Here is a 24,964-nt window from a genome sequence, read left to right on the forward strand (position 1 = left end):
AAACCACCATGTCCCATCCTTCCCATCCGACGATGGTTCCCGGTGATCGTGACCGATCACCGGGCCTCAATCGCCGGCGTCCACAACCGTGGACTTGGCTACGCCGCATGGGCGGCGCGGCGGCAGTCGCCGCCGAACCGGATTGCGATGAGTTGAACTCATCGCAATCCGGTATCGCCCGCCGCCACCGGCAGGCCGGCTTCACGCTTCTGGAGATGCTGGTGGTGCTGGTCATCATCGGCCTGCTGCTGGGTCTGGTCGGCCTGCGGCTTTTGTCCAATGTCGATCGCGGCAAGGTGACGGCGGCCACGGCCCAGGCGCGCGTGCTGAAGACCGCGCTGGACACGCTGCATTTGGATCTGGGGCGTTTTCCCAGCAAGGCCGAGGGGCTATCCCTGCTGGTCACCCCGCCCAAGGATGGGGCCGCCGCGCGGCGCTGGATGGGACCGTATCTGGAGGGTGGGGTACCCAACGATCCCTGGGACCGCCCCTATCTGTATGAACCCGACGAGAGCGGGCGGCAGGCCCGGGTGCTGAGCCTGGGGGCCGATGGCAAGCAAGGCGGGTCCGGCGCCGATGCCGACATCGCCGTACCGGGAGCGCCATGATCGATCCGCTGTCATCGGTCTTCGCCGTCACCGGCGCCTGCTTCGGTAGCCTGACGGCCGCCATGGCCTGGCGCCTGCCGCGGGAGATCACGCCCTGGGGGCGGTCGGCCTGTCCGTCCTGCGGCCATGTGCTGGGGGTGTCGGATCTGGTGCCGGTGCTGTCCTGGCTGTGGATGCGGGGCCGCTGCCGGCATTGCGCGGCCCCCGTCAGCCCTACCTATCCGGCGACCGAGGCTGGCACCGCCCTGTTCTGGGGCTTGTGTCCGCTGCTGATCCCTGATCCGTTGCAGGCCCTGACCGTGGCCCTGCTGGGTACGGTGCTGCTGTTCCTGGCGCTGGTCGATGCGCAATGGCGCTATCTGCCGGATGGGGGGGTGGCGCTGGTGGCCCTGTTGGCGCTGGTGCCAGGGCGGATCGACCTTGTCGACAGGCTGACGGGTGGCCTGCTGTTCGGCCTGCTGGCGCTGGGCGTGCGCTATCTGGTGGGAAAGCGCGCGGGGCGGGAGGCGCTGGGACTGGGCGATGTGAAGCTGATGGCGGCGGCGGGCCTGTGGCTGGGGCCGTGGGGCCTGCCGCCCTTCCTGCTGCTCTCCGGGTTGGTGGGCATCGCGCAGATCCTGTGCCTGCGTGCCCTGGGTCGGGAAACCGACGCGGGCATCGCCTTCGGTCCCGCGCTGTGCCTGTCGCTGCTGGCCTGCGTCCTGTGGGGGCCTATTCCTTGACGGGCTTTTTCAGGGTCACGGTGGGTTCGTTCACCATCAGCGCCTTGGCCAATGCGGTTTCAGGGCTGGTGCAGACCGACAGGGTACGGCAGGGGCCATCGGCGGCTGCCAGATAGGCATGGCCCATGGTGCTGTCCAGATAGATGCTCTCCCCCGCTTTCACCAGGGTGGGGGCATAGAATTCGGTGTGCAGTTCGATGGCCCCTTCCATCACATAGACGAATTCCTCCCCCGGATGGCGGACCAGGGCGCCGAATTCCTCCAGGGTGCGGGCGCGATGCTCCACCAGGATGGGGATCATCTTCTTGTGGGTGATGTCGGTGTTCAGATAGCGGTGACGGTAATTCTTGGTGGGCACCAGCGCATCGTCCCCGCCGCCCTTATCGACGCTGCGTCTGGTCATCATGGCCACGGGTGCGGCGGACGGGGCGCTGGCATCGCCGCCCTGCGGCGCGTCGCCGGTGAAAAGGGTGCCGATATCGACGCCCAGCCCCTCGCACAGGCTGACGATCTTGTCGAAGGTCAGCGACATGCGGTCATTCTCGACCTTGGACAGGGTGGAGACGGCCAGGCCGGTGCGCTCCGCCACATCGGCCAGCGTCCAGTCATTCTGCTGGCGCAACCGGCGCAGGGCCTTGCCGATCGGTGCTCTCCGCGTCATCTCTCCACGATCCCCGGTACATCCCCGCATTTTCCGTTCCTGCGGGTTGGTTTAGCGTTTCGGAAACAAAAAATGCCACAGGGGCAGGGTCGAATGGAACCCTTTTCCCTGTGGCAGTTCACAGCAGCCGACGGTTGATGGCGGGGATCAGTAAGTCAAATCCAGGCTGAGGCCGATGGTGCGCGGCTGCAGCACCGTCCGGTCGATCTGCACCGGGGTACCCAAAGCACTGCTGATCAGGGTCGCCGCCGTCGTGGCGTGGGAATTGGTGGCGTTGCGGATATAGAGCCGCAGGGCCACCGTATCGTTGCCGGCCCCGGCATGCAGGTCCAGCACGCCATGGGATCTGGTGCGCACGAAATCGGGTGAACTTTCAGCCGAACTATAGACCGCCCCCGTCCAGCGATAACCGCCGCCGACAGTGCCGGTCCAGTCCGCCGCCAGGTCCCATTCATAATCGGCGGTCAGGGCGAAGGAATATCTGGGGATCAGCGGCAGGCGGTCGCCATCCTGCGCCCCCACACCGGGAATATCGCCCTTGAAGCTGGCGTCGGTATAAGCGCCATTGGCCCCCAGGCGCCAGCCGTCCGCCGGCACGAACACCGTCTCGAACTCCAGCCCCTGGCTCTGCGCCTTGCCGCCATTTTGCAGGAAGGAAACACCGCCGGTCGAGGCGCTGATCTGGATATCCTTCCAGTCGACATAGAAGATCGACGCGTTGGCTTGCAGGCGCCCGTCCAGCAATGTGGATTTCACCCCGGCCTCGTAACTGACCAATGTGTCGGCATCGACGCTGGGCGGCACGTTGGGCAGGGCGACATTGGGGCCACCGGGGCGGTAGGAACTGGCCACACGGCCATACAGCGTCAGATCCTCATCCACGCGCAGGCGCGGGCTGGCCATGAAGGTCAGGACGTTTTCCGACGATTTGCCCGGCACCTCCTGCGCCCCGCCCAGCAGGGCGCCGTCGGAGATCTGGGTGAAATCCTGGTTGTTATGGGCCCAGCGCAGGCCGCCGGTAATGTCGAACCGGTCGGTCAGGGCGAGGGTGGCGTTGCCGAACAAAGCCACCTCCTCATAGGTCGTGGGCAGGCTGGCCGTGGCCAGCGGGTCCAGGCCGGGGATGGAAGCACCTGCCATGGTCTGGGCACTGGCCGCCTGGATGTTGGTGCTGTCCTCCCAGGTATAGAACCCGCCCAGCATCCATTCCAGACCACCGCCCGAGGGCGAGGCCAGCCGGACCTCCTGGGTGAATTTCTCATGGTCCAGCAACAGGTCGAAGCGCGACAGGCCGGCCGGCACAGCGCCGCCGGTCAGGGCCGGAAAGGCCACGCCGTAAATCTCGCTGGCATCTTGCACCGTATCGACCTTGGCGGTGGAATAGCTGCTGGCCGAGGTCAGGGAAGCGAAATCCAGATTCCAGTCAACGGTCGCGGTATAAAGGTCCAGATCCTTTTCGAACGGCTGGTCCATGTGATAGCGGCTGTCCAGCTTGCCGGCGATGGGCTGGTCGGTGGCCGCATCATAGGCGACGACGGCATTGTTGCGGCTGTCGGTGTTCTGGAACAGGGCCGACAGGCGCACCGTGACCGGTTCCGCCGGCCGCCACAGCAGGGCGACGCGGGCGCCCTTTTGCGTTGAGGGGTTGATGCCGTCCGCGCCGGTGCGCGCATCATTGATATAGCCCTGGTTCTTCTGCCGGTAGAGGCTGGCCTGCACCGCCAGCCGATCTTCAAGCAGCGGCAGATTGACCTGCCCGCGCACACCCCAATTGGCGGCACCGGTACCGTCGGTGCCCGACAGGTCGGTGCCCAGGCGGATTTCCGACTTGTTCAGGTCGGGCTTGCGGGTGACATATTTCAGCAGGCCGCCCATGGTGCTGGCGCCATAGAGCGTGCCCTGCGGGCCGCGCAGCACCTCCACCTGCTGGATGTCATAGGGGAAAAGGTCCAGCGCATAGATGGCGGCGCGGGCGTAATTGGCGCTGGAGCCCAGCGGCGTGTCGTCGATATAGGTGCCGACCGTGGCCCCTGGCCCCACGGGGGAGACGCCGCGCAGACTGATCGACACCTGGCCCGGTGTGCCGCCGCTGCTGATGGCCAGGCCCGGCATATAGGTGGCGTAATCGGCGACACCCGTGGGGCTGGACCGGGCGATGCGCTCCCCGCTCAGTACGGAAACCGATGCCGGCACGGTCTGAAGATTCTCCAGGCGCTTCTGCGCCGTAACGATGATCTCCTCCAGCATCAGCGGTTCGGTACTGGTCTGCCCCATCGCCGGCAGCAGCGGCAGCGCCGACAGCGCGATACCGACCAGCAGCCCGGCGCGCACCCGTGGGTGCCGTTTCTCATGCGTGAAACCCATGGTAATCGCCTTTCCTGCCCGAGATTGGGGCCGTTGGCCGGCCCTTGCGTTGAAGGCGCACGAACCGGTTCCAGCCCTCTCCCAGGCGGCCGATCATGGATGCGCATTTCATTGATTACCGGAAAATTAAAACAAGGATCGGCAAGGGGGTCAACAAGTATTATTCCGATAAGAAAATGTCGGCACGATTTTGCAGCCATCAGGATGGAATGCGCAAGTTGCTGGCAGGGTTTGCAGCACGTGCCTTAATCAGGCCCGCTTACGCCAATATCCCGGTCCAGGTCATATTCACTATAAGAAAAAAATTTGACATATCTGCCAAGATTGCCGACCATGGCGCCCCAAGGGAGGGTTCAAATGCAGGAATACGACATCGCGATCATCGGCGCCGGCATCGGCGGTGCCTCATTGGCGGCGATGCTGGCCGACGGGGTACCGGGCCGGCGCATCCTGCTGGCGGAGCGGGAAAGCTTTCCGGGTTACCACACGACGGGCCGGTCGGCGGCCTTGTACAGCGTGCTCTATGGCAACAGCACCGTCTGCGTGCTGACGGCGGCCAGCCGTGCCTTCTTCATGGACCCCCCGCCGGGCTTTGCCGAACATCCGCTGCTGTCGCCGCGCGGCGTGCTGTACATCACCGATGATCCGCAATCCGATGCGGTTCGGGAGATCCGGGAATCCGCTGTCCGTACTGGTGCCACCGCGCTGGACATGACGCCGCGCGAAGCATTGGAGATGGTGCCCATCCTGCATCCCGGCCCGCTGCGGGGTGCGCTGTGGGAGGCGGATGCCATGGATATGGATGTGCACGCCATCCATCAGGGCTTTCTGCGCCGGGCCAGGGCCGGCGGCGTGGAACTGCGCACCGATGCCGCACTGACGGCGGCGCAATGGGATGGTTCGGCCTGGAACCTGGTTTTCGCCGATGGGCCGGTACGCGCCAAGATGCTGGTGAACGCCGCCGGCGCCTGGGCGGATGAACTGGCGCGGATGGCCGGCGTGCCGACCGTGGGGCTGATGCCGCTGCGCCGCACCGCCATGATGCTGGACCCGCCGCCGGGTTTCGATATCCATCGCTGGCCGGCGGTCATCGATGCCGGTGGAAGTTTCTATTTCAAGCCGGATGCCGGCATGATCCTGGCATCACCGGCCGACGAGACGCCGTCCCCGCCCTGTGATGCGCAGGCTGACGAACTGGACATCGCCATCTGCATCGACCGGGTGCAGGCGTCCGCCGACCTGCCCGTGCGCCGCGTATCGCGCAGTTGGGCTGGCCTGCGCAGCTTCGTGGCCGACCGCAGCCCGGTGGTGGGTGCGCCCGTCAGCCACCCTTCCTTCTTCTGGTTTGCCGCCCAGGGCGGCTATGGCATCCAGATGGCGCCGGCCCTGGCGCGGGTGGGGGCCAGCCTGCTGGACCATGGCGTGCTGCCCGCCGATATCGCCGATGCCGGGGTCACGGTGGCCGACCTGTCGCCCGACCGCTGCCAGGGGGAATGAGGCATGCGCATGTACATGGCGGCCCTGGTCACGGAGACGAACAGCTTCGCGCCCATGCCCACCGGCCTGGGCAGCTTTCAGGAATATGGCATTTTCCACGGCGATGCCTCCACCAGTCCGCAGATCAACGAAGGCGGGCCGCTGCTGCGCGTCTGGCGCCAGCGGGCGGAAGCGGCGGGGATTGAGGTCGTGGAAGGGCTCTGCGCCTTCGCCCAGCCGGCGGGCCGCACCCTTGCCCCCGTGTGGGAGGATTTCAGGTCGGAATTGCTGGACGGCCTGGCCAAGGCCGGGCCGGTGGACATGGTCCTGCTGCTGCTGCACGGCGCCATGATGGCGGTGGGCGAGGATGATTGCGAAGGCGCCCTGCTGGCCGCCATCCGCGCCCAGGTGGGACCGGATGTGGTGATCGGGGCGGAGCTGGACCCGCATTGTCACCTGTCGCCTGCCATGCTGGACAGCGCCGATGTGCTGATCGCCATGAAGGAATATCCCCATACGGACGGGCTGGAGCGGGCGGACGAACTGTTCGACCTGTGCCTGCGTGCGGTGAGGCGGGAGATAAAGCCCGTCATGCGCGATTTCGACTGCCGCATGATCACCCTCTATCCCACCACGGTGGAACCCATGCTGTCCTTCGTGCGCGACATGAAGGCGGCGGAGGGGCAGGACGGTATCCTGTCGGTTTCCTTGGCCCATGGGTTCCCCTGGGGCGACACGCCCTGGACGGGGACCCGTGTCTGGGTGGTGGCCGACTGCGATGCCGGCAAAGCGGCCTTCGTGGCCCGCACCTTCGGCGAGCGGCTGTATCACCAGCGCGATGCGCTGCGCCCCGCCACCATCGGCCTGGATCAGGCCTTGGAAAAGCTGCTGGCGGCACCCAGGGTACCGGGCCGGCCGGCGGTGATGGCCGATGTGGCCGACAATCCCGGCGGCGGGGCGCCGGGCGACAGCACCTTCATCCTGCGCCGCCTGCTGGATTGCGGCATCGGCAATGCCGCCATCGGCTGCTTCTGGGATCCGGGTGCCATCAATATCTGCGTCAATGCCGGCATCGGTTCGCATTTCGATCTGCGGCTGGGCGGCAAGTGCGGCCCGGCGTCGGGCGATCCCGTGGACCTGCCCGTTACGGTGCGCAACATCCTCCCCGCCCATACCCAGATGGGGCTGGACGGGGAGCCGACATCGCTGGGCCTGTCTGTCTGGCTGGAGGGGCCGGGGGGCCTGCAGATTGTCCTGGCCAGCCAGCGCAGCCAGGTGTTCCAGCCCGATGCCTTCACCGGCCTGGGTATCGACCTGTCGCGCCTGGACCTGATCGTGGTGAAATCCACCCAGCATTTCCATGCCGGCTTCGCGCCGCTGGCGTCCAGCATCCTCTATGTGTCGACGCCCGGCGCCATCGCCCCGGAATTCGCCACCATCCCCTATCGCACGCGCGTGCCCGATTTCTGGCCGCGCGTGGCCGATCCGTTGGGCCTGGATGCCTGACGGCCTTTGTTGCTCCTAGCTGAACAACTGGCCCCGGACGGTTCGCCGTCCGGGGCCTTTTTTTTGTCACCGCCGCAAGGCTACCGCATCGATCTCCACCCGCGCGCCCGGCAACATCAAGTCGCTGCGCACGGTGGAACGGGCGGGGCGATGGTCGCCGAACGCCTTGGCATAGGCGGCGTTGAAGGCGGGGAAATCCGCCGTGTCGGTCAGCCAGACGCTGGTCTTGACGATATCGGACAGGCCCAGCCCCTGGGACGCCAGGACGCGTTCCAGATTGGCCAGCACCTGTGCCGTCTGTGCGGACACATCATCGGGCGCCACGATGGCGCCCTCCGGCCCGAAGGCCAGTTGGCCCGACAGGAACAGCAGATCACCGGCCACGAAGGCAGGCGACAGGGCGGGGGCGACGGACATGGGATATCTCCATAATAAAACCCCCGGATGGCGGGCCATCCGGGGGTGAGGACAAGGTTAAGGCGGATCAGTAATCCAGCTTGAAGCTCAGCAGGTGGAAGGTCTCCACCAGCCACAGCACATAGAGGAACACCGGCACCATCAAGGTGGCACGGATGCGGGGCCACCAGCCGGCGGCCGGGTTGGTCCACAGCTTCCAGGCGCGCCAGCCGGCCGGGATCACGCCCAGCACACCCAGCAGGCCGGCCAGCTGCAACAGCCGCAGCACCAGGTCCAGTTCACCAAACATCAGCGGGTCGATGGCGGTGGCCATGACAACCCCGTACCCGCCCAGGCAGATGATCGACATCAGGGCCGCTCCGCGCACCAGCCGGTCGGCCAGCAGGTCGCGGCCGGTCAGCGGATGGGGCACGCCATAATGGCGGCGGACCAGGGCCGCTACCGGCCACCACAGCACGGTGAACAGCGCCAGGGTCAGCGTGATGGCCAGGGCGGGCAGGTTCCAGCCCTTGTTGATGCTGGCCGGCACCGGCTGGGCGATGAAGATGGCGGGATAATCGTCGGTGGTGATGGCGGTGACCTTGCCCGATGCGTCGGTCTTGGTATGCATCAGGCTGTCGGTGCCCGGCTCCTGCCAGCGGTCGGGTGCGACCTCGCGCCAGCGCTTGGGCTTGCCGGCATAGTCGCGGAACATGCTGAAGGTGGCCGTGCCATCCTCGTTGGTGACGAGGTCGCCCTGGCCGAACAGGTTGATCAGGCTGACCAGCGTGCCTTCCACCCGGCGCGACATGTAGAAGGTGCCGCTAACGGGCACGGCGCGCTTCACAGGTGCGGTGGCGACGGTCGGTTCCGCCGGCTTGGCCTTGGGCGGGAAATAGCGGTCGGCGACCATGCGGTGCAGCTGGTCGCGGATCGGCCCGCGCGAGACATCGTCGCCCGTGCTGTTGAAGGAGATATAGAGGCCCACGCCCTCGTCCAGCCACATGGCCAGGTCGCTGTGGAAAAGGGTCGTGTCGCCGCCATGGCCCATGATGCGGTAACCATTGCGGTTCTGCTCATAGAAGCCCAGGCCCATGGCCAGTTCCTGGCCGGGCAGGGGGCGGTATTGCGGCTTCCACATCTGGGCCAGGCTCTCCGGCGTCAGGATGCGGCCGTTCGGGCCTTCACCCTTGTTCAGCAGCGCGATCATGAACCGGCCCATGTCGGCGCCGCTGGCCGACAGCGAACCGGCCGGCGCATGGTTCACGATCTCGAAATCCTGCGCCTTGTCGCGGGACGAGCCGTAGCCCTTGGACATCAGCGGCGCCAGATGGGCCGGCAGCGGCTGGGCCATGCTGGAATGCTTCATGCCGGCCGGGACCAGGATGTGCTTGTCGATGTAATCCTCGAACTTCTCGCCGCTGACCCGCTGCACGATCAGGCCGGCGAGCGCCGTGGCATAGTTCGAGTAGGCGGGTACCGTGCCCGGCTTGAAGGCGCGTTCCGGCACCCAGCGCGACAGCAGCGTCTCAAGCTCCAGCGGATGGTCTTGACCGCGCACGATCAGGTCCCGCACCGTTTCGGAGAAGCCGGCCGTGTGCGTCATCACATGGCGCATGGTGATCGGTTCGGGCCAGGTGTCGGGGATCTTGAACCCCAGATATTTGTTGATGTCGGTGTCCAGGTCGATGCGGCCCGCCTCCACCTGCTGCATCACCGCGATCCAGGTGAACAGCTTGGAAATGGAGCCCGGCCGGAACAGGTGCTTCTCGGGGTCCACCGGCTCGTTCGTTTCCCTGTCGGCAACGCCGTAACCCTTGGTGAACAGGATCTGCCCATCCTTGACCACGGTGACCACGGCCCCGGCGATATCGCCGCGCTGCAGCGCATAGGGCAGGAAGCCGTCGACCAGCAGCTCGACATCCGCCTTGGTCAAGGCTGCGGGGGCGGCTTGCACCTCCGTCGGCCCGGCTGGCGGCGGAGGTGGCGACAAGGGGTCCTGGGCCAGGACGGGCGTGGCCGACAGCAGGGTCGCGGCCAGAAGGGGGACAAGCAGGCGTTTACGGTTTGTCATGGATCGATCCCTGTTCAGAAGGTTGTCTTTGCTTATTTTCTAGGACTGGTTCGCACCCGCCAGCCTCTGGCGGACACGGACGTAATGGGGCAATGATCGCCACATCGCCAGCGCTGACAGCGCCAGCAGTGGAATGCCGGTGACGCTGATCGACAGGCCGACGGAAAGCGGGTCGGCGAAGACATGGTCGGTGGTAACCGCCACCAGCGTCGGGCCCAGCCCCAGGCCGAAGGCCGTATAGGCGAAGGCCTGCACCGCTGTGGTCATGCCACGCAGTTCCGACGGCACCAGATCCAGGATGGCGGCAATGCCGACCCCCGCCCCGATGGCCAGCAGGAAGGCATAGGCGGTGAACAGCGCCAGGGACGTGGTGACGCCCGGCATCACCGCGAACAGCAGGCAAGGCACGGCTGCCGTGACGGCTGTGGCTGCCACTAGCGGTTTGCTGGCACTGTATCCGCGTGACTCCAGGAAATCAGCCAGCATCCCGCCCACGATGGTGCCCAGGCCCGCCACCCCGATCAGGATGGAGCCCAGCGACGTGCCCGTCTCTGCCGCGGTGAAACCATGGACACGCATCAGCAGCGACGGTGTCCAGCTGTTGGCACCATAATCCACGATCTGGGTCAGGGTCAGACCACCCAGCAGCAGGCCGAAGGCCGCCCGGTTCTCCACCAGATAGCGGCGCAGCGTGTCCAGCCCCGGCTTGACGCCGCTGCCCATGCTTTCGCGGCGCTCCGGCTCACGGATGCTGGCGACCAGCAAGGCCAGTACAACGCCGGCCAGACCCAGGGTCAGCAGCACGGCCCGCCAGGGTTCGATCTCCGCCGCCTGGGCCAGGCCGGACAGGGAACCATGGCTGAACGTGTCGATCAGGATGCCGCCGACCAGTGTAGCCATGCCAGCCCCCATGACCATGCCGCCGATGAAGATGGCCACCGCCGTGCCGCGCCGGTGCGGCGGGAACAGGTCAGGCACCATGGACAGTACGGCCGGCGCCAGTGCCGCCTCGCCGATGCCCACCAGGATGCGGGCACCGAACAACTGGCCATAGCTCTGGGCCAGGCCGCACAGCGCCGTGGCCAGGCTCCACAGGCCGATGCCGGCCAGGATCAAGTTGCGACGCCCGTGCCGGTCGGCATGCCTTCCCATGGGCAATCCTGCGAAGGCATAGATGATGGCGAAGGCGGCCCCTTGCAGGAAACTGACCTGGGTGTCGGTGATCGCCATCTCCGACCGGATCGGGGCGACCAGCAGGTTCAAGATCAGGCGGTCGGTATAGGATAGGACGGCCGCCAGCGCGAAAATGACGATGGCGTACCAGGCGCGGGCATCGGCTTCCCGCTTCAAACCCGGATCGGGCGGTGAGGATTGGTTCATCCCGGCTCTCCCTGTTTGAATTTTCTTATACGAAAATTTTTTATGGAAAGATAGGGGAAGTTTCCGGAATCGCGGATGAACTGGTGGGGCGGCAGCGGTTCGGCGCCCGACGGCCGTCGCCGCCGGGATGGCCGGCGGCGCTCCTTTTTCCGATCATGAAAATCCAGGGATCAGGGCAGGGAGGGGACATGCACGCGGATGGCGGCGCTGGCCCGTTGGCCCGTCGCATCCATCACCGTCAGGCGGGAAAAGCCGGCGCCGGCCGGGCGCCAGAAGCGGCTGTCTTCGGGCAGGGGCGTGTTGTCGGCCACCCAGCGATAGGGCGGACGACCACCGGCCACGGAGAGCGAGACACCGTCGGTCAGCGCCTCCACCTCCGCCCCGTCGGGCGGGAACAGGATGCGCAGCCGCTCCGTCCGCTGCGCCACCGGCCCACCCCCCTCCAGCCGGGCCAGCCCTGGCGGTGGGGCGGCGCGCAGCAGCGCATGGTCGGGCTCCGGCGGCGGCCGGCCCGCCCCATCGGGCGGCAGCAGGTCGAAGATGCGGAACAGCAGCGGCGCCGCCGCCAGCCGCCCCGCCGCCCCCGGCCGTGGCGCGCCGTCGGCCCGGCCGACCCAGACGGCCACGGTATAGTCGGTGGACACGCCCACGGTCCAGGCATCGCGGAAGCCGAAGGAGGTGCCGGTCTTGAACGCCACCCGCCGCCGCCCGGCAATCCCTTGTCCGCCGGCCAAGCCGTCCGGCATTGGGCTGTCGCGCAGCACGCCCAGCACGGCCCGCGCCGCCGCCGCTCCCACCAGTCGCCCGTTCGCGGGTGGCTCCGGCATGTCGATCCGGTATCGTAATGACTTGGCCACGCCATCATCACCCAGCGCGGCATAGAGCATGGCCAGGTCGGTCAGCCGTGTTCCGGCCCCGCCCAGCGCCAGGGGCAACCCCGGCTCCGCCGCCGGTGGCAACAGCAATTCCGCCCCCGAAATGGTCAGCAGGGCCGCCAGCCGCGCCGGACCCACCCGTTCCAGCACCCGCACGGCGGGGATGTTGAGAGAGCGCTGCAGGGCCTCGCGCGCCGTCACCACGCCGTGGAATCCATCATCGAAATTGCGCGGCAGCCAGTCACCAAAACGCTGCGGCGCATCGTCGATCAGGGTGCCGGGATGCAGCGACAGGTCATCGAAGGCCAGCGCATAGATGAAGGGCTTCAGCGCCGATCCTGGCGACCGCACAGCCCGCGACAGGTCCAGCTGGCGGCGTGTCCAGTCGCCGCTGCCCAGATGGGCCAGCACGCGGCGATCCGCATTGGCCAGGACCAGCACGGCCATGTCCGCTCCTGGTTCCAGCTTGGCCAGTTCCGCCCGGCCCAGCCCCTCCAATGCGCGCTGCAGATCGGCCCGCACTCCGCTGCGGATCACCGCCCCCGGCCCGGCATTGGCCGCCAGCCGTTCGGCCAGGTGCGGGGCCAGCATGGGCAGGGGCAGCATGGATGTCGGCAGCGGTTCGTCACGCGCCGCCGCCGCCACGTCGGGCGCGATCAGGCCGGCGGTGACGGCGCGGTCCAGCACCTTGGCCCGTGCCGCCCTGGCGGCGGCTGGAAACCGGTCGGGCCGCAGCCGTTCCGGTGATTGTGGCAGGGCCACCAGCAGGGCGGCCTGCGCCGGGGTCAGCCGTTCCGGTTCCCGCCCGAACCAGGCCAGCGACGCCGCCCGCACCCCTTCCAGCGGCCCACCGAACGGCGCCAGCGTCATGTAGAGCGACAGGGTGCCATCAGCGCCCAAACGGCGGCGCAGCTGTATCGCCCGCGCGGCTTCCATCAGCTTGGCGGAAAAGGTGCGCGGTTGCGGTGACAGCAGGCGGGCCGCCTGCATCGACAAGGTGGACGCACCGGAAATGACCCTTCCATGCCGCGCCGCCTGACCGCCCGCGCGCAGGATGGACAGCGGATCGACGCCCGGATGCCAGTCATGCCGCCGATCCTCCACGGCCAGCAGCATGGCGCGGTAGAGCGGATCGACGTGCGCCTGATCCGTGGCCAGCCGCCATGCCCCCTCCGCCGTGGGAAAGGCGCGCAGCAGCCGTCCCTCGCCATCCAGCACCTCCGCCGACCGCCCGTCCCAGCGCCGCATGTCGGGCGGCAGCGACAGGTCGGCAGTGATCGCCAGCCCGGCCAGCACCGCGAATGCGGCACCGGCCCATAGCAGGCGGCGGCGCTGCCTGGTCACGGTGATATCTCCATCCGGCCCATCGCCGTGCGCGCCTTCACCTTGGGCACATACATATGCTCCGCCACAGCGGCGGGCAGGGCGAAGGATCCCGGCGTCACCGCCCGCACCGCATAGGCGACGCGGAAGCCCCATTGCTTGTCCAGGTCGAAGCCGGCCGGACCGCGCATGGCAATGCTGTCGCCCTCCAGGTTGGTCGGAAGGCTCAGCGCCGCCACGAACCGGTCGTCACGCCCCTCCGCGATATTGGTGAAGGATAGGGTGCCCAGCCAGCGATAGCCGGCACTGCCGGCCTTCACCACGCCCTCCACCTCCAGCCCGGCGGGCAGCAGGTCCAGGATGGCGTAATCGCCTTGCGTGTTGCCGTCATCGGCATTGCCTTCCACCACCACGATGATGCGGTCATTCTGCTTGATCGCGGCAGGGTCCACCGGCGTGCCCTCCGGCGTGTAGAAGGACTTGTGCAAGATGATACCGGCTTGCGACGCCGGCACCGGTGCCACCGGCACACCTTCGACCGACAGGGTGCGGTAAAGCCCCGTCTCCCCCTGGTTGACCAGGGTCAGGCCGCTGCGCAGGCGGTCCAATGCGACGGGCACGGAAACCGGATCGCCATTGCCCAGCGGCTGTCCATCCACCGCGACCGACAGTTTCGCGGCCTTGGGCGCCAGCGACGCGGCGGCGCGCAGCATCCAGGCCTTTTCCTGGGTGTTCGTCTCCTCCGCGCGGGCATCCAGCAGATGGGCCGTATCCAGCAGCGCCGGTACGGATGCACCGCGCCCGCCGGATGCCATCAGCCCGGCGATGGCATAGGTGTCGCGCAGGCGGCTGCCGTAATTGTCCGTGCGCACGGGCACGCGCGGCAGCTTGCCGGTGCGGCGTGCGACATCGCGCTCGAACTGGTCTTCCCCCTCCTTCGCGGCCCATTCCGCCAGATTGCGCCTTGCCCGGTCAAAGGCCTGGGCCGCGCGCGCCCGCTCACCCACCGCATCCAGGGCGGCCCCCAGATGGGCGGCGGCCAGGGCCTGCTCCGGCATGCCATTATCATGGAAATAGCGCAGATCGCCGGTATTGGCCTGCCCCTTGCGCGCCAGGATCCAGCTGGCATAGGCCCGCACTGTGGACGGATAGGAGCGGGTGGCGGCATCGGTCAGCCATTGCCGGCCCAGCAGCAGCGCATCGGCCGGCACCACAAATCCCTGACCCGACGCCAGGTCCAGAAAATCCAGCGCAAAGACCGAAATCCACGGATCGGCTGCGTCGCCATACTGGCCCCACATGCGGAACCCGCCCTCCGGGTCCTGCATGGACAGGACGCGGTCGATGCTGTCCTGCACCCGGTCGGCGATGGCCTTGTCCTGGCGCGTGCCGGCCATCAGCGCCAGATCGTTGAACCACAGCAGCGGCATGGCGCGGCTGACCGTCTGTTCCAGGCAGCCGAACGGGTAGCGGTCCAGCCAGCGCAGCATGCCCGGCACGTCAATCCCCTGCCAGCGGGAGATGGACAGGGCCACGCTCTCGGTTCCCGGCACCAGGCCGTCCAGCAGATCGGCGGGCAGGGTGATATTCTCCCCCGGGGCCAGCGTCGCCATCATCTCCCGCGTCACGGGCAGCTGTGGCGGGCGCACCTGGATGGGCCAGTTGCGCTCCACCTGAAACCCGCCCGGCCCCGCCACCGACAGGGTGACCGTGCCGATCCCGGCCTCATTCCCGTCCAGCGGGACTGTGAACACCTGCCGTTCGCCCGCCGCCAGATCGATGCTGCGTTCAGCCTGTCCGCCCGCCACCGGCCCCTTGGCCGTGACGGACAGGCGATAGGCACCGGCCGCTCCGTCCACATTATGCAGCAGCACCGTGGCGCGGCCCTTGTCCGATGGGGACAGGAAGCGCGGCAAGATCAGTTCGGCCACCACCGGGTCGCGCACGGTCAGCCGGCGCTCGGCCGACCCCAGCTTGTCGGCATCCCAGGCCACGGCCATCAGGCGCAGTTCGCCCTGGAAATCCGGAATGTCCAGATCGATCACCGCCTTGCCGGTCCCGTCCAGCGCCACGATGCCGGAGAACAGGGCGACGGTGCGCGTGGGCACCACATCCAGCCCGCGCCCGCCGAACCCGTCGCCGCCCTGGTCGTCGCCCTGGGCCTGCGGCCGGATCAGGCGGCCATAATCGTCGCGCATGGCGATACCCAACTGCCGCTTGGCCAGAAAGTAATCCTGCGGCTTGGGTGTCGCGAACCGGGTGAGGGCCAGGATGCCCTGGTCCACGGCGGCCAGGGTGACATGCGCCTGTTTGCTGGCGCCCGCCACGCTCACCGGCACCTGGATGGTCTGGCGCGGCAGCACCCGGTCCGGGGCGGTGATGGCCACGTCCAGCGTGCGCCGCGCGGCATCCAGCCCCAGCCAGGCCACGCCCACCGCCCGCACCGGCGCATGGCCCAGTTGCGGCGTCAGCGGCCGGTACAGCGTGACCAGCGCATAGGCGCCGGGGGCCCAGTCGGCCCCGACCTTGATCTCCACATCCGTACCGCCGGCCGGCACGGCGATGGACCGCGTCTCATGCACCGTCTCATTGGCGATGACCACCAGCGCCTCGCCCGCCGTCTCGCTGTCGATGCGCAGGCGGGCCGTGTCTCCGGGATTGTAGCCGGCACGGTCGGCGGCCAGTTTCAAGCGGTCGGGGCGGTCGGGCCCACTCTCCCCGTACCAGCCGCTGGAAAAGGCCAGCGAGGTCGCGGCGGGCCCGGACGGTTCGGCCACCACCAGCCGGTATCCGCCCCAGGTCACCGCCTGCGACAGGGTGGCCGGCTTGTCGGCGGTGATGTCCAGCGTGCCGCTGGCCATCACCTTCTCGCGCGGCACCCGCTGGTATTTCCAGGACCCGCCGCTGCGGAACCATTGCCAGGTGGATGTATCCTTGACCAGCCGCCAGGACAGGCCCTTGGCCGCCACGGGGTTGCCGTCGGCATCCACGGCGATCACTTCGAACCCGGCCTTGGCCCCCTCCGGCACCGCGTTCTGGAATTGCGGGCGGATGCCGATGGACAGGGGCGTCACGGGTACCGGCACATAGACATGTTCCGCCGTGGCCCGCCCGCCCGGCTCGCGGATGGCGACATAAATGTCGGCGCGCAGCGGCCGCGTTCCCGGCACCTGCGGCGGCACCATGCCGGTGACCTGGGTCTTGCCCTCGGCGTCCGTGTCGGCGACGCTCAGCTCCACCGGCTCCACATCGAAGCTTTCCGCCGGCACGCCCCATTGGAAGCCCTTATACCGGGGAAATGGTGCCGGGTCGGGCTCCAGCGTCAGGGTCGCCTCACCCGCCAGCGCCGCACCCGGCGCGCCATAGAGGAAACGGGCATTGACGTTGAGCACCAGCTTCGCACCCGGCGACAGGTGCGCCGGCTTGTTGTCGATGGCGACCTCCAGCCGTTGCGGCACGAAATCCTGCACCTGGAAGCGCACCGACCCGATGGCGGGGCCTTCGGGATCGGCATATGCGGCTGCTTCCCACTGGCCGCGATTGGCGCTGGCCGGCAGGGTGATGGAAAGATGGCCAGCCCCGCCGCCGCTATCGGCCAGATCGAAACGCTGATGCTCCTTCCCGTCCGGCCGCATCAGTTTCACCGTAAGGCGGCGGCCGGGCAGGGCCATGGCCTGCGGGTCGCGCAGCAACGTGGTCAGTTCCACCGTTTCGCCGGGCCGATAGATGCCGCGCTCGGTATAAAGGAAGGCATCCACCGGCCCTGATGGCCGCCGCCCCTCCACGCCCCGGTCCGACAGGTCGAAACCGGGCCAGCGCAGATCCAGGAAGTTGAAATCGTCATCCTCGCGATAGGCCATGACCATGACCGGGGCCATGCCGCCCTCGCCGCGCAGCAACCCGGCATCGAACCGCCCCATGCCCTTGCCGTCGCTCCTGGCCTCGCCCAGCACCTCATTGTTGCGGGCGATCAGGGTCAGGCGCACGCCCGACAGCGGCTTGGCGCTGGCCAGCGACCGGATGGACAGGGTCAAACCGTAATCGCCGCGAAAGCTGGTCAGGCCCAGGTCGGACTGCACCACCCATTGCCCGGCCTGCGGACGGTAATCGTCGGAATAATAATAGCTGCCTTCCTCGTCATTGCGTGACGCATCGGGGTTGGACGCGACCAGCAGATAGGCGCCGGGCTCCGTCTTGCCCACGGCATCCGCCAGGGGGAACAGGGTGGTCACCGCACTGTTGCGCGGCCCCTTGACCTGCACCTCGCCCTGCCAGACAAGGCGGCCCTCATCCTCCTGCACCTCGCGTGTGGAGTAGGGGTAGAAGCTGCGTTCCTCGACGAAATCCTGGCGCATGCGGGCCAGCAGCCGGTCGCCGACGCGGTACAGCTTCACCGCCAGCCGGTCGACATTGATGGTGGTGATGGGCAGCCCGTCGCCCGTCTCGCGCGGCAGGATGAAGCCCTGGCCGAATGAGATGGCCGGCGACCGGTCGGACAGGCCCAGGCTGGTGGTCACCGTCTCGTCCAGCTTGCCGCCATTGGCACCGGCGGGCAGGCCGGTGCGCAGGGTCACCTGATGTTCCGCACCGAAGGCCAGGCCCGACAGGCACAGCTTCTCCCGCGCCACGCGGAACCCGGCCTTCACATCCGCCGGCAGCTCGACATAGTCGGCGTAATTGACCGTTCCCGTCTCATCCAGCGGTTTGTTGAACACCAGACAGGCTTCCGCCACCGTGCCGCCGGCCTCTGACGAGGTGCGGGTGAAGCGGAAGGCGCGGTCATCCTGCACCGGCGGCAGGCTGGTGGCCGTGACCGGTTTGGTGGATGGTGCGGAAGGGGCCGAAACCATGGCGGGAGAGGGGCCTGCGGCCTTGTCCGGTTGCAACCAATAGGTCGCAGCCAACCCACCGGCGGCCAGCACAGCGACGGTGACGGCCGACAGCATGACGCGTTTCGATAACCGCATGATCCCCCCCGGAACGAAAGCGGCTGACAGAGTGCCAACACCATTGCGGCAAAACAACGGTCGCCCGGGGGTACATCCTTTTCGCCTATCGGTTGTTGGGACTTATTTGCCCTCGATCCAGCCATCCACCCGCTGTTCCACCAGGGTCATGGGCAGGGGCCCATCGTTCAGCACCAGGGCGTGGAACTTCCTGATGTCGAATCGGCTGCCCAGCGCCGCTTCGGCACGCTTGCGCAGTTCGGAGATTTTCAGCTGCCCGATCTTGTAACCCAGGGCCTGACCGGGCCAGCCGATATAGCGGTCGGTCTCGCTCTGGATGTTCTTTTCGGCGAGCGCGCTGTTCTCGCGCAGGCAGTTCGCCGCCTCCTCGCGCCCCATGGCCTTCCAATGGATGCCGACATCCATGACCAGCCGGCAGGCCCGCCACATCTCCATCGACAGCATGCCGAACCGTTCATAGGGCGTGGTGTAGAGCCCCATCTCCGCGACCAGCTGCTCGGTATAGAGCGCCCAGCCCTCGACGAAGGCGGTGTTGTCGTCCTGGCGGCGGAACTGCGGCACATCCTGAAGTTCCTGGGCCAAGGCGATCTGCAGATGGTGACCGGGCACGCCCTCATGCGCCACCAGGGCCGGCAATTCATAGAGCGGGCGCATGTTCAGGTGCGAGGTATTGATCATCAACCCGCCGGCCACGCCCTGTTCCGGGCTGCCGGGATGATAGCGGCCCGAGGTGTAGCCTTCCTCGATCTCCGCCGGCACCGGCCGCACGCCATAGGGCAGGCGGGGCAGCAGACTGAAATATTCCGGCAGCTTGTCGTCGATGCGCTTGGCCAGCCGGCTGGACTTCTCCAGCAGTTCTTCGCGTGTCTTGGCGTAGAATTGCGGATCGATGCGCAGGAAGGCCAGGAACGCCTTGAAATCGCCCTTGAACCCCGTCTCCTTGATGACGGCGTCCATGGCGGTGCGGATGCGGGCGATCTCCGACCGGCCGAGCGCGAAGACCTCGTCCGGGGTCAGGCTCGTCGTCGTCTCCCGCTTCACACGGTAGGCATAGTAATCCTTGCCATCGGGCAGGGACGATGCCCCCAGGCCGGCCCGTGCCTTGGGCAGATATTCCCTGGCGAAGAAATCGGCCAGTGCGGTTTCCGCCGGCTTCACCTTGGCCTTCACGATCTCCTTCCCGCGCGCCAGCAGGGTGGCCCGCTGATCCGCCGGGATCGTGGCGGGCAGCGCCTTCAGCGGGCCCAGCAGCACATGATCTTCCGGCTTCACCGCCGCCAGGGTGCCGACCATGCGCACGGCAGCCTCCGCCACCAGTGTCGGCTGCACGAAGCCCGTCTTGATGCCGCGCCGCATATTGGCGGTATTGGTGGCGTAATAGAGGGGCAGGGCCTCCATCCGCGCCAGATAAGCCTCGGCCTCCGCCACAGTGCGCAACCGCGTGCCGTCGGCGGCGTAGGAGGCGACGTAGAAGAAGCCGCTGTCGCTGTTGAACGGCATCCGCTCCTCATCGAAGCGCACACCCTCCAGTTCCAGGTTCAGCTTGCGCAGCAGCAGCGCATGGTTCAGCGCGTCGGCACCCGACAGCGACGCGGCCGGAATGGCGGCCAACCGGTCGCGTAGCGCCGTGACAGCCCGCACCCGGTCCGTCACCGCCGCCGGGCTGTCATCCGGCCAGCGCCTCAAAGCCTCGATATCCCCGCGCTGGGCCGCCCCGATCGGGTCCAGCCGGTCCAGCAGCCGGTCATACTCGCCCAGAACGCCCTTCAGATCCTCCACCGGTCCCGCCCAGGCCGTAGGGCCCGCCAGCAGTATCAGGGCAAGGCCAGCGCCCAGGGCGCGGTGGCGAAGGCGTCGGGCGGGTGCGCGCATGCTGGAACCTTTCCTTGAAATTGGGGTCTCGACCTTACACCACGGTGAAGCCCGCCCAGAACGGGTCTTCGCGGTCGATCCAGATGGTGTTGAAGCCGGTGGACATGGCGCTGCCCTGGATGGAGGGGATGATGGCCACCTGTCCGTTCAGGTCGGCCAATGCCTCCACCTTGCCGATGAAGCGGCTGCCGATATAGCTTTCATGCACGAAACTGTCGCCCACCGTCAGGCGGCCCTTGGCCACCAGATGCGCCAGCCGGGCCGAGGTGCCGGTGCCGCACGGGCTGCGGTCGATGGCGCGTTCGCCATAGAACACGGCATTGCGCCCGTCCGCGCCATCACCGCGCGGCTTGTCCGCCCAGAGAACATGGGAGACGCCGCGGATGCGGGCATCCAGAGGGTGCACCGGCTCAATCTTCTCACGCATGAGGGTTCGGATGGTGCGGGACAACTCCACGATGCGCGCCGCCCCCAGATCGTCAAGGCTGGTATAGGCCCCCTGCGGCTCCACGATGGCGTAGTAATTGCCGCCATAGGAGACATCGACCGACAGCGGACCGAAGCCCGGCACCTCGATATCGATGCCCATCGCCGCGACGTAGGACGGGACATTGCGGATGCGCACCCAGGTGACGCGGCTTGCCTGCGTCCCATAGTCGATATCGATGATGCCCGCCGGCACCTCCACCCGCAGCCTGCCCGGCTCGCGCGGGCTGATCAGGCCGTTTTCCAGGCCAAAGGTGATGATGCCGATGGTGCCGTGCCCGCACATGGGCAGGCAGCCGCTGGTTTCGATGAACAGGATGCCGATGTCGCTGTCGTCACGGGTGGGTGGATAAAGGAACCCGCCCGACATCATGTCGTGCCCGCGCGGCTCAAAGCACAGGCCCGTGCGGATCCAGTCGAACCGTTCCAGGAAATCCTGCCGCCGCTCCGCCATGGACGACCCGCGCAGCAGCGGCGCCCCGCCCGCCACCAGCCGGACCGGATTGCCGGCCGTATGCCCGTCGATGCAGAAGAAGGTGTGGCGCATGGTGCCCTCAGGATAACTCACGGCGGTGCATCGGAAGTTTTCGCCTTCCCGGCGAAGGCCGGGACCCAGGGGCCACAGGCTAAACCCTCGACGCTGCCCTGATCAAAGCTGCTGAAAGGTCGGGCTTGTGATCCTGGGTCCCGGCCTTCGCCGGGAAGGCGAAAATAGGAATATGGATACGCAGATTATCAGATCGGCCGCGTCGCCGCCGCCTTCTCCACCATGGCGGTGACCTGGGCGCGGCGTTCGCCGGACAGCGGCAGGCGCGGCAGGCGGACGCGTTCGGACCCGCGCCCCATGATCTGTTCGGCCAGTTTGATCGACTGCACCAGATCATGTTCGGCATCTAGGTGCAGCAGCGGCATGAACCAGCGATAGATGCGGCGTGCCTCCGCGATGTCGCCCCGTTGCAGCGCCTTGATCAGGGCCACCGACTCCTGCGGAAACGCGCTGGTCAGGCCCGACACCCAGCCATGCGCCCCCAGGATCATGCCCTCCAGCGCCACATCGTCCAGACCGGCCATCAGCACGTATCGATCGCCGAAAATGTTGATCAGGTCGGTGAAGCGGCGCGGGTCGGGCGCGCTTTCCTTCACGGCCACGATGTTGGGGATATCAGCCAGCTTTTCCAGCACGCGGACAGAGATGGAGACGCGATAGGCGGGCGGGTTGTTGTACAGCATGATGGGCAGGCCGGTCGCGTCCGCCACGCTCTTGAAATGGGTGTAAAGCTCTTCTTCCGTCGGCACATAGACCATGGCCGGCAGCAGCATCAGCCCATCCACGCCCAGCGCTTCGGCATCGCGGGCAAAGGCGACGGCCCGCTTGGTGGTCAGTTCCGACACGCCGGCCACCACAGGCACGCGGCCGGCCACGGCGGTGCGGGCCCGGTCCAGGATGGCGCGCTTCTCATCCGGCTCCAGGGAATTATTCTCCCCACAGGTACCCAGCAGGATCAGCCCATCCACCCCGTCGCGGATCAGCGCGTCCTGCACGCCGGCCGTCGCGTCGTAATCGACGGACAGATCCTCGGCGAACTGGGTAGTGGCGGCGGGATAGACACCCGTCCAGGAAAGCTTGGCCATGATCATCGCTCCGGTATGGGATCGATAATCGTATACGATATACCTTTCGCTTTGGGAAGAGGGTTATTCCCCAAACTGCTCCCGCAGGTCGTCCAGGGTGGCCTGGATATGATCGCGGATCAGGCCTTCCACCTGTGCCGCGTCGCCCGCCAGCCAGGCATCCAGGATGGCCCGATGTTCCCGCTTCGCCCGGTCCTCACGGCCCTTCGGTTCCAGATGCATGCGCACATAGCGTTCCGACAGGATCAGCAGCCGGGTCAGCAACTGGCAGGTGACGGGACCCGCCGGCTTGATCATCGACAGGTGGAACAGCCGGTTCTGGGTGACATGATCGGCCCCGTCCCGGTCCTGGTCCTTCTCCAGGGCTGCCAGGGCCTCGCGCGCCGCCGCATGATCCGCATCGCTGGCGCGACCGGCCCCGTCCGCCACAGCACCCGGCTCCAGCTTCAGGCGCAGGGCGAACACTTCCGTCGCCTCCGCCATCGACATGGATCGCACCACATAGCCGCGGTTGGGGTAGGAGGATAGCAGACCGTCCTGTTCCAGCCGGCCCAGCGCTTCGCGCAGCGGGATTTTGCTGACGCCCAGTTCCGTGGCGATGATGTCCTGGCGTACCGGTGTACCGGGCGGGATGCTGCCCGACAGGATTTTCCGCCGCATGACTTCATAGGTCTGGTCGGACAGGGTTCTGACGACGATGGTCATGGACGGCCATGGTTTGGGGGGGACCCGATGGAGCGGCCGGTATCACGCCCGCCCGCATGCCGTCTACCTTATACAAAACCATGGCGTGCGGCCATGCGACATCGGCATCGGGCTGTTTTCGCACGATTTTCATGTTCTGGCGAAGCGGATATATGACCTTCACCTTGACGACAACCACCCTGATGGTTGTACTGGCATCTCCAGGGGGAAACGGTGCGGGGGATGGTCATGGAAGGGCTTGCCAAGATTGCCGGGGAAGAGAAGGCCGCAGGGTTCTGGGGGCCGGACCCGGTACCGCCGGTCAGCCCCAAGCAGCTGGACATCCTGTTCCTGCATCCCAAGACCCTGGTCGACAGCTGGCCCATTCCCGTGGACACGCTGGGGGAGATGGTGAAGATGCCCAGCAGCGTCTATCCCATCCTGGTCTCATCCATTTCCGATCTGTCCATCGATTATTCGATCTTCGACGGCTATGTCGCGCGGGAGACGTTCAGTGCCTACAAGGAACGCCTGAAACATCCCGACATCATCTGCATCAGCGTCATGACCTCGCTGAAGGCTATGGATACGGAACTGACCATCCGTCTGGCCCGGGAGTTGAATCCTGAGGTCAAGATCATCCTGGGCGGCAACCATGCCAGCGCCTGGCCGGAACGCTGGCTGCAGCTGGGCGCCGATTACATCGTCGTCAAGGAGGGGGAAATCCCTTTCCGCCGCCTGATCCAGCACCTGACCGGCTGGCAGGTGGATCTGGCCGACGTGCCGAATCTATGGTGGCGCGACGATACCGGCAAACCCGTGAAGTCCAAGGCCCAGCTGCCGTTGATCGACATCAACAAGGCGCCGATCCCCGACTGGTCGCGCTTCGATTTCGCGCCTTATGGCATGGGCATGACCGATGGTTTCGGGGCGGCGGTGGAAATCTCGCGCGGCTGCCCGCAGCGCTGCGATTTCTGCAATATCAACAAGTTCTGGGACTATAAGCAGCGCTATAAGTCGGTGGAGCGCGTGCTGGAGGAACTGACGGCGCTGCATGCCAAGGGCGTGCGCGAATTCATCTTCACCGACGACAATTTCGGCGGCGACCATCGCCATACGCTGAAGCTGCTGCAGGGCATGATCGATCTCGGGCTGGACATGCGCTGGGGCAGTTTCCTGCGCGGCGACACGGTGACCAAGACCAAGGATTTCGAGGTGCTGGCGGCCAAGGCCGGCATGCGCTTCTGCATGATGGGCATCGAAAGCCTGGACCCCGCTTGGCTGAAATCCCACCGCAAGGGCGTGCGCGCGTCCGATGTCGTGGGCATGTATTCGGATGTCTACAAGCGGCTGAACAGCCAGGGCATCTATGTCGTGGGCCTGTTCATCTCGCCCCCACAGGGGGAAAGCACGGATTTCTCCGGCACAGGCGCCTGCGGCGTGGTTTGCGACTACCATTACTCGGCCAACCTGATCGCCCAGAAGGGCAGCCAGATGTACGAGGATTACCTGGCTCGCGACGCGGTGGGCAAGGACATGTTCTATCACGACTGGAACCTGTCCAGCATCGTTCTGGATGATGGACGGTTGCAGAAGAACCAGAAGTCGCTGTGGGACGAGGTGAAGGAGGCTTTCACCGGCTATGGCATCCGTTCCGCCTTCTTCGGCACCCGCTTTGCCCGGCGGTTCCGCTGGCGCCCCATCTTCGTGGTGGGCGAACGCATGCTCTGCACCACGCCGGGCGATGTGAAGCGCTGGCGCCTGGCGCGGGACAAGAGCATGCCGCTGCAGGAACGGCAGGACCGCATCCTGGCCACGGCCCTGGGCGACGACCGGATCAAGGGCTTGGTCAAACGCCGCTTCTGGATCAGCCCCCTGTCCCTGCGCACCGGCCTCTGGTCGGGCAAGGTGAAGCGGGCTAAGGTTGGTTGACCTACG

At 66.9% G+C, this 24,964-nt stretch carries 16 protein-coding genes; 5 read left to right on the forward strand and 11 right to left on the reverse strand.

Annotated features, from left to right (window positions below; translation table 11 throughout):
• Window positions 1-8 precede the first annotated feature (8 nt).
• Both gspG and AC1Q7F_RS24825 read left to right on the forward strand, forming a co-directional pair.
• Window positions 9-608, forward strand: coding sequence for a type II secretion system major pseudopilin GspG (gspG, locus tag AC1Q7F_RS24820; protein WP_492511227.1), 600 nt, complete (start codon window positions 9-11; stop codon window positions 606-608).
• Window positions 605-1,330, forward strand: a complete 726-nt coding sequence (locus AC1Q7F_RS24825) for a prepilin peptidase (RefSeq protein ID WP_492511228.1) — start codon at window positions 605-607, stop codon at window positions 1,328-1,330. The genes gspG and AC1Q7F_RS24825 overlap by 4 nt, the downstream gene beginning before the upstream one ends.
• Here AC1Q7F_RS24825 and AC1Q7F_RS24830 read toward each other — a convergent pair.
• Together AC1Q7F_RS24830 and AC1Q7F_RS24835 are read right to left on the reverse strand one after the other, a co-directional pair.
• Window positions 1,320-1,991: a helix-turn-helix domain-containing protein gene (locus tag AC1Q7F_RS24830; protein ID WP_492511229.1), complete on the reverse strand. Its 672-nt coding sequence runs from the start codon at window positions 1,989-1,991 to the stop codon at window positions 1,320-1,322. The two genes, AC1Q7F_RS24825 and AC1Q7F_RS24830, sit on opposite strands and share 11 nt — an antisense overlap.
• Window positions 1,992-2,138: 147 nt before the next feature.
• Window positions 2,139-4,355, reverse strand: coding sequence for a TonB-dependent receptor (locus AC1Q7F_RS24835; RefSeq protein WP_492511230.1), 2,217 nt, complete (start codon window positions 4,353-4,355; stop codon window positions 2,139-2,141).
• A 357-nt stretch (window positions 4,356-4,712) separates the two neighbouring features.
• Here AC1Q7F_RS24835 and AC1Q7F_RS24840 point away from each other — a divergent pair, with 357 nt between their 5' ends.
• Both AC1Q7F_RS24840 and AC1Q7F_RS24845 read left to right on the forward strand, forming a co-directional pair.
• Window positions 4,713-5,852 carry an NAD(P)/FAD-dependent oxidoreductase gene (locus AC1Q7F_RS24840; RefSeq protein ID WP_492511231.1) on the forward strand — a complete coding sequence of 380 codons (1,140 nt, stop codon included), beginning with the start codon at window positions 4,713-4,715 and terminating at the stop codon, window positions 5,850-5,852.
• Between the two features lie 3 nt (window positions 5,853-5,855).
• A complete protein-coding gene (locus AC1Q7F_RS24845; RefSeq protein WP_492511232.1) occupies window positions 5,856-7,337 on the forward strand; it encodes a M81 family metallopeptidase in 1,482 nt (493 codons plus the stop codon).
• 66 nt (window positions 7,338-7,403) lie between these two features.
• Here AC1Q7F_RS24845 and AC1Q7F_RS24850 read toward each other — a convergent pair whose 3' ends face one another.
• The 9 genes from AC1Q7F_RS24850 to AC1Q7F_RS24890 form a co-directional block, all read right to left on the reverse strand.
• On the reverse strand, window positions 7,404-7,754 hold the full coding sequence (locus AC1Q7F_RS24850; protein WP_492511233.1) for a RidA family protein: 351 nt from the start codon (window positions 7,752-7,754) through the stop codon (window positions 7,404-7,406).
• 67 nt (window positions 7,755-7,821) lie between these two features.
• Window positions 7,822-9,807: a serine hydrolase domain-containing protein gene (locus AC1Q7F_RS24855; RefSeq protein ID WP_492511234.1), complete on the reverse strand. Its 1,986-nt coding sequence runs from the start codon at window positions 9,805-9,807 to the stop codon at window positions 7,822-7,824.
• 39 nt (window positions 9,808-9,846) lie between these two features.
• Complete coding sequence (locus AC1Q7F_RS24860; RefSeq protein WP_492511235.1) at window positions 9,847-11,187, reverse strand: MFS transporter; 1,341 nt, start codon at window positions 11,185-11,187, stop codon at window positions 9,847-9,849.
• Between the two features lie 170 nt (window positions 11,188-11,357).
• The gene (pbpC, locus tag AC1Q7F_RS24865; protein ID WP_492511236.1) at window positions 11,358-13,406 is read right to left on the reverse strand and encodes a penicillin-binding protein 1C; all 2,049 of its coding nucleotides are present in this window, start codon (window positions 13,404-13,406) and stop codon (window positions 11,358-11,360) included.
• Window positions 13,403-18,352 (reverse strand): alpha-2-macroglobulin family protein, encoded by a 4,950-nt coding sequence (locus tag AC1Q7F_RS24870; RefSeq protein WP_492511237.1) that lies wholly within the window; start codon window positions 18,350-18,352, stop codon window positions 13,403-13,405. The genes pbpC and AC1Q7F_RS24870 overlap by 4 nt, the downstream gene beginning before the upstream one ends.
• Before the next feature lie 102 nt (window positions 18,353-18,454).
• Complete coding sequence (locus AC1Q7F_RS24875; protein ID WP_492511238.1) at window positions 18,455-20,224, reverse strand: DUF885 domain-containing protein; 1,770 nt, start codon at window positions 20,222-20,224, stop codon at window positions 18,455-18,457.
• A gap of 34 nt (window positions 20,225-20,258) precedes the next feature.
• Complete coding sequence (locus AC1Q7F_RS24880) at window positions 20,259-21,278, reverse strand: 4-hydroxyproline epimerase (protein ID WP_492511239.1); 1,020 nt, start codon at window positions 21,276-21,278, stop codon at window positions 20,259-20,261.
• Window positions 21,279-21,445: 167 nt separating this feature from the next.
• A complete protein-coding gene (locus tag AC1Q7F_RS24885) occupies window positions 21,446-22,342 on the reverse strand; it encodes a dihydrodipicolinate synthase family protein (protein WP_492511240.1) in 897 nt (298 codons plus the stop codon).
• Between the two features lie 63 nt (window positions 22,343-22,405).
• A complete protein-coding gene (locus AC1Q7F_RS24890) occupies window positions 22,406-23,047 on the reverse strand; it encodes a GntR family transcriptional regulator (protein WP_492511241.1) in 642 nt (213 codons plus the stop codon).
• Window positions 23,048-23,275: 228 nt separating this feature from the next.
• Here AC1Q7F_RS24890 and AC1Q7F_RS24895 point away from each other — a divergent pair, with 228 nt between their 5' ends.
• Window positions 23,276-24,958, forward strand: coding sequence for a B12-binding domain-containing radical SAM protein (locus AC1Q7F_RS24895; RefSeq protein ID WP_492511242.1), 1,683 nt, complete (start codon window positions 23,276-23,278; stop codon window positions 24,956-24,958).
• Window positions 24,959-24,964 lie beyond the last annotated feature (6 nt).

It is taken from the genome of Niveispirillum sp. GW835-FHT14G11 (assembly GCF_058793615.1).

Bases quoted from the DNA above. Each gene is read 5' to 3' on its own strand.
- gspG (WP_492511227.1), top strand. From the start codon at position 9: ATGTCCCATCCTTCCCATCCGACGATGGTTCCCGGTGATCGTGACCGA.
- AC1Q7F_RS24825 (WP_492511228.1), top strand. From the start codon at position 605: ATGATCGATCCGCTGTCATCGGTCTTCGCCGTCACCGGCGCCTGCTTC.
- AC1Q7F_RS24830 (WP_492511229.1), bottom strand. From the start codon at position 1,991: ATGACGCGGAGAGCACCGATCGGCAAGGCCCTGCGCCGGTTGCGCCAG.
- AC1Q7F_RS24835 (WP_492511230.1), bottom strand. From the start codon at position 4,355: ATGGGTTTCACGCATGAGAAACGGCACCCACGGGTGCGCGCCGGGCTG.
- AC1Q7F_RS24840 (WP_492511231.1), top strand. From the start codon at position 4,713: ATGCAGGAATACGACATCGCGATCATCGGCGCCGGCATCGGCGGTGCC.
- AC1Q7F_RS24845 (WP_492511232.1), top strand. From the start codon at position 5,856: ATGCGCATGTACATGGCGGCCCTGGTCACGGAGACGAACAGCTTCGCG.
- AC1Q7F_RS24850 (WP_492511233.1), bottom strand. From the start codon at position 7,754: ATGTCCGTCGCCCCCGCCCTGTCGCCTGCCTTCGTGGCCGGTGATCTG.
- AC1Q7F_RS24855 (WP_492511234.1), bottom strand. From the start codon at position 9,807: ATGACAAACCGTAAACGCCTGCTTGTCCCCCTTCTGGCCGCGACCCTG.
- AC1Q7F_RS24860 (WP_492511235.1), bottom strand. From the start codon at position 11,187: ATGAACCAATCCTCACCGCCCGATCCGGGTTTGAAGCGGGAAGCCGAT.
- AC1Q7F_RS24870 (WP_492511237.1), bottom strand. From the start codon at position 18,352: ATGCGGTTATCGAAACGCGTCATGCTGTCGGCCGTCACCGTCGCTGTG.
- AC1Q7F_RS24875 (WP_492511238.1), bottom strand. From the start codon at position 20,224: ATGCGCGCACCCGCCCGACGCCTTCGCCACCGCGCCCTGGGCGCTGGC.
- AC1Q7F_RS24885 (WP_492511240.1), bottom strand. From the start codon at position 22,342: ATGGCCAAGCTTTCCTGGACGGGTGTCTATCCCGCCGCCACTACCCAG.
- AC1Q7F_RS24890 (WP_492511241.1), bottom strand. From the start codon at position 23,047: ATGACCATCGTCGTCAGAACCCTGTCCGACCAGACCTATGAAGTCATG.
- AC1Q7F_RS24895 (WP_492511242.1), top strand. From the start codon at position 23,276: ATGGAAGGGCTTGCCAAGATTGCCGGGGAAGAGAAGGCCGCAGGGTTC.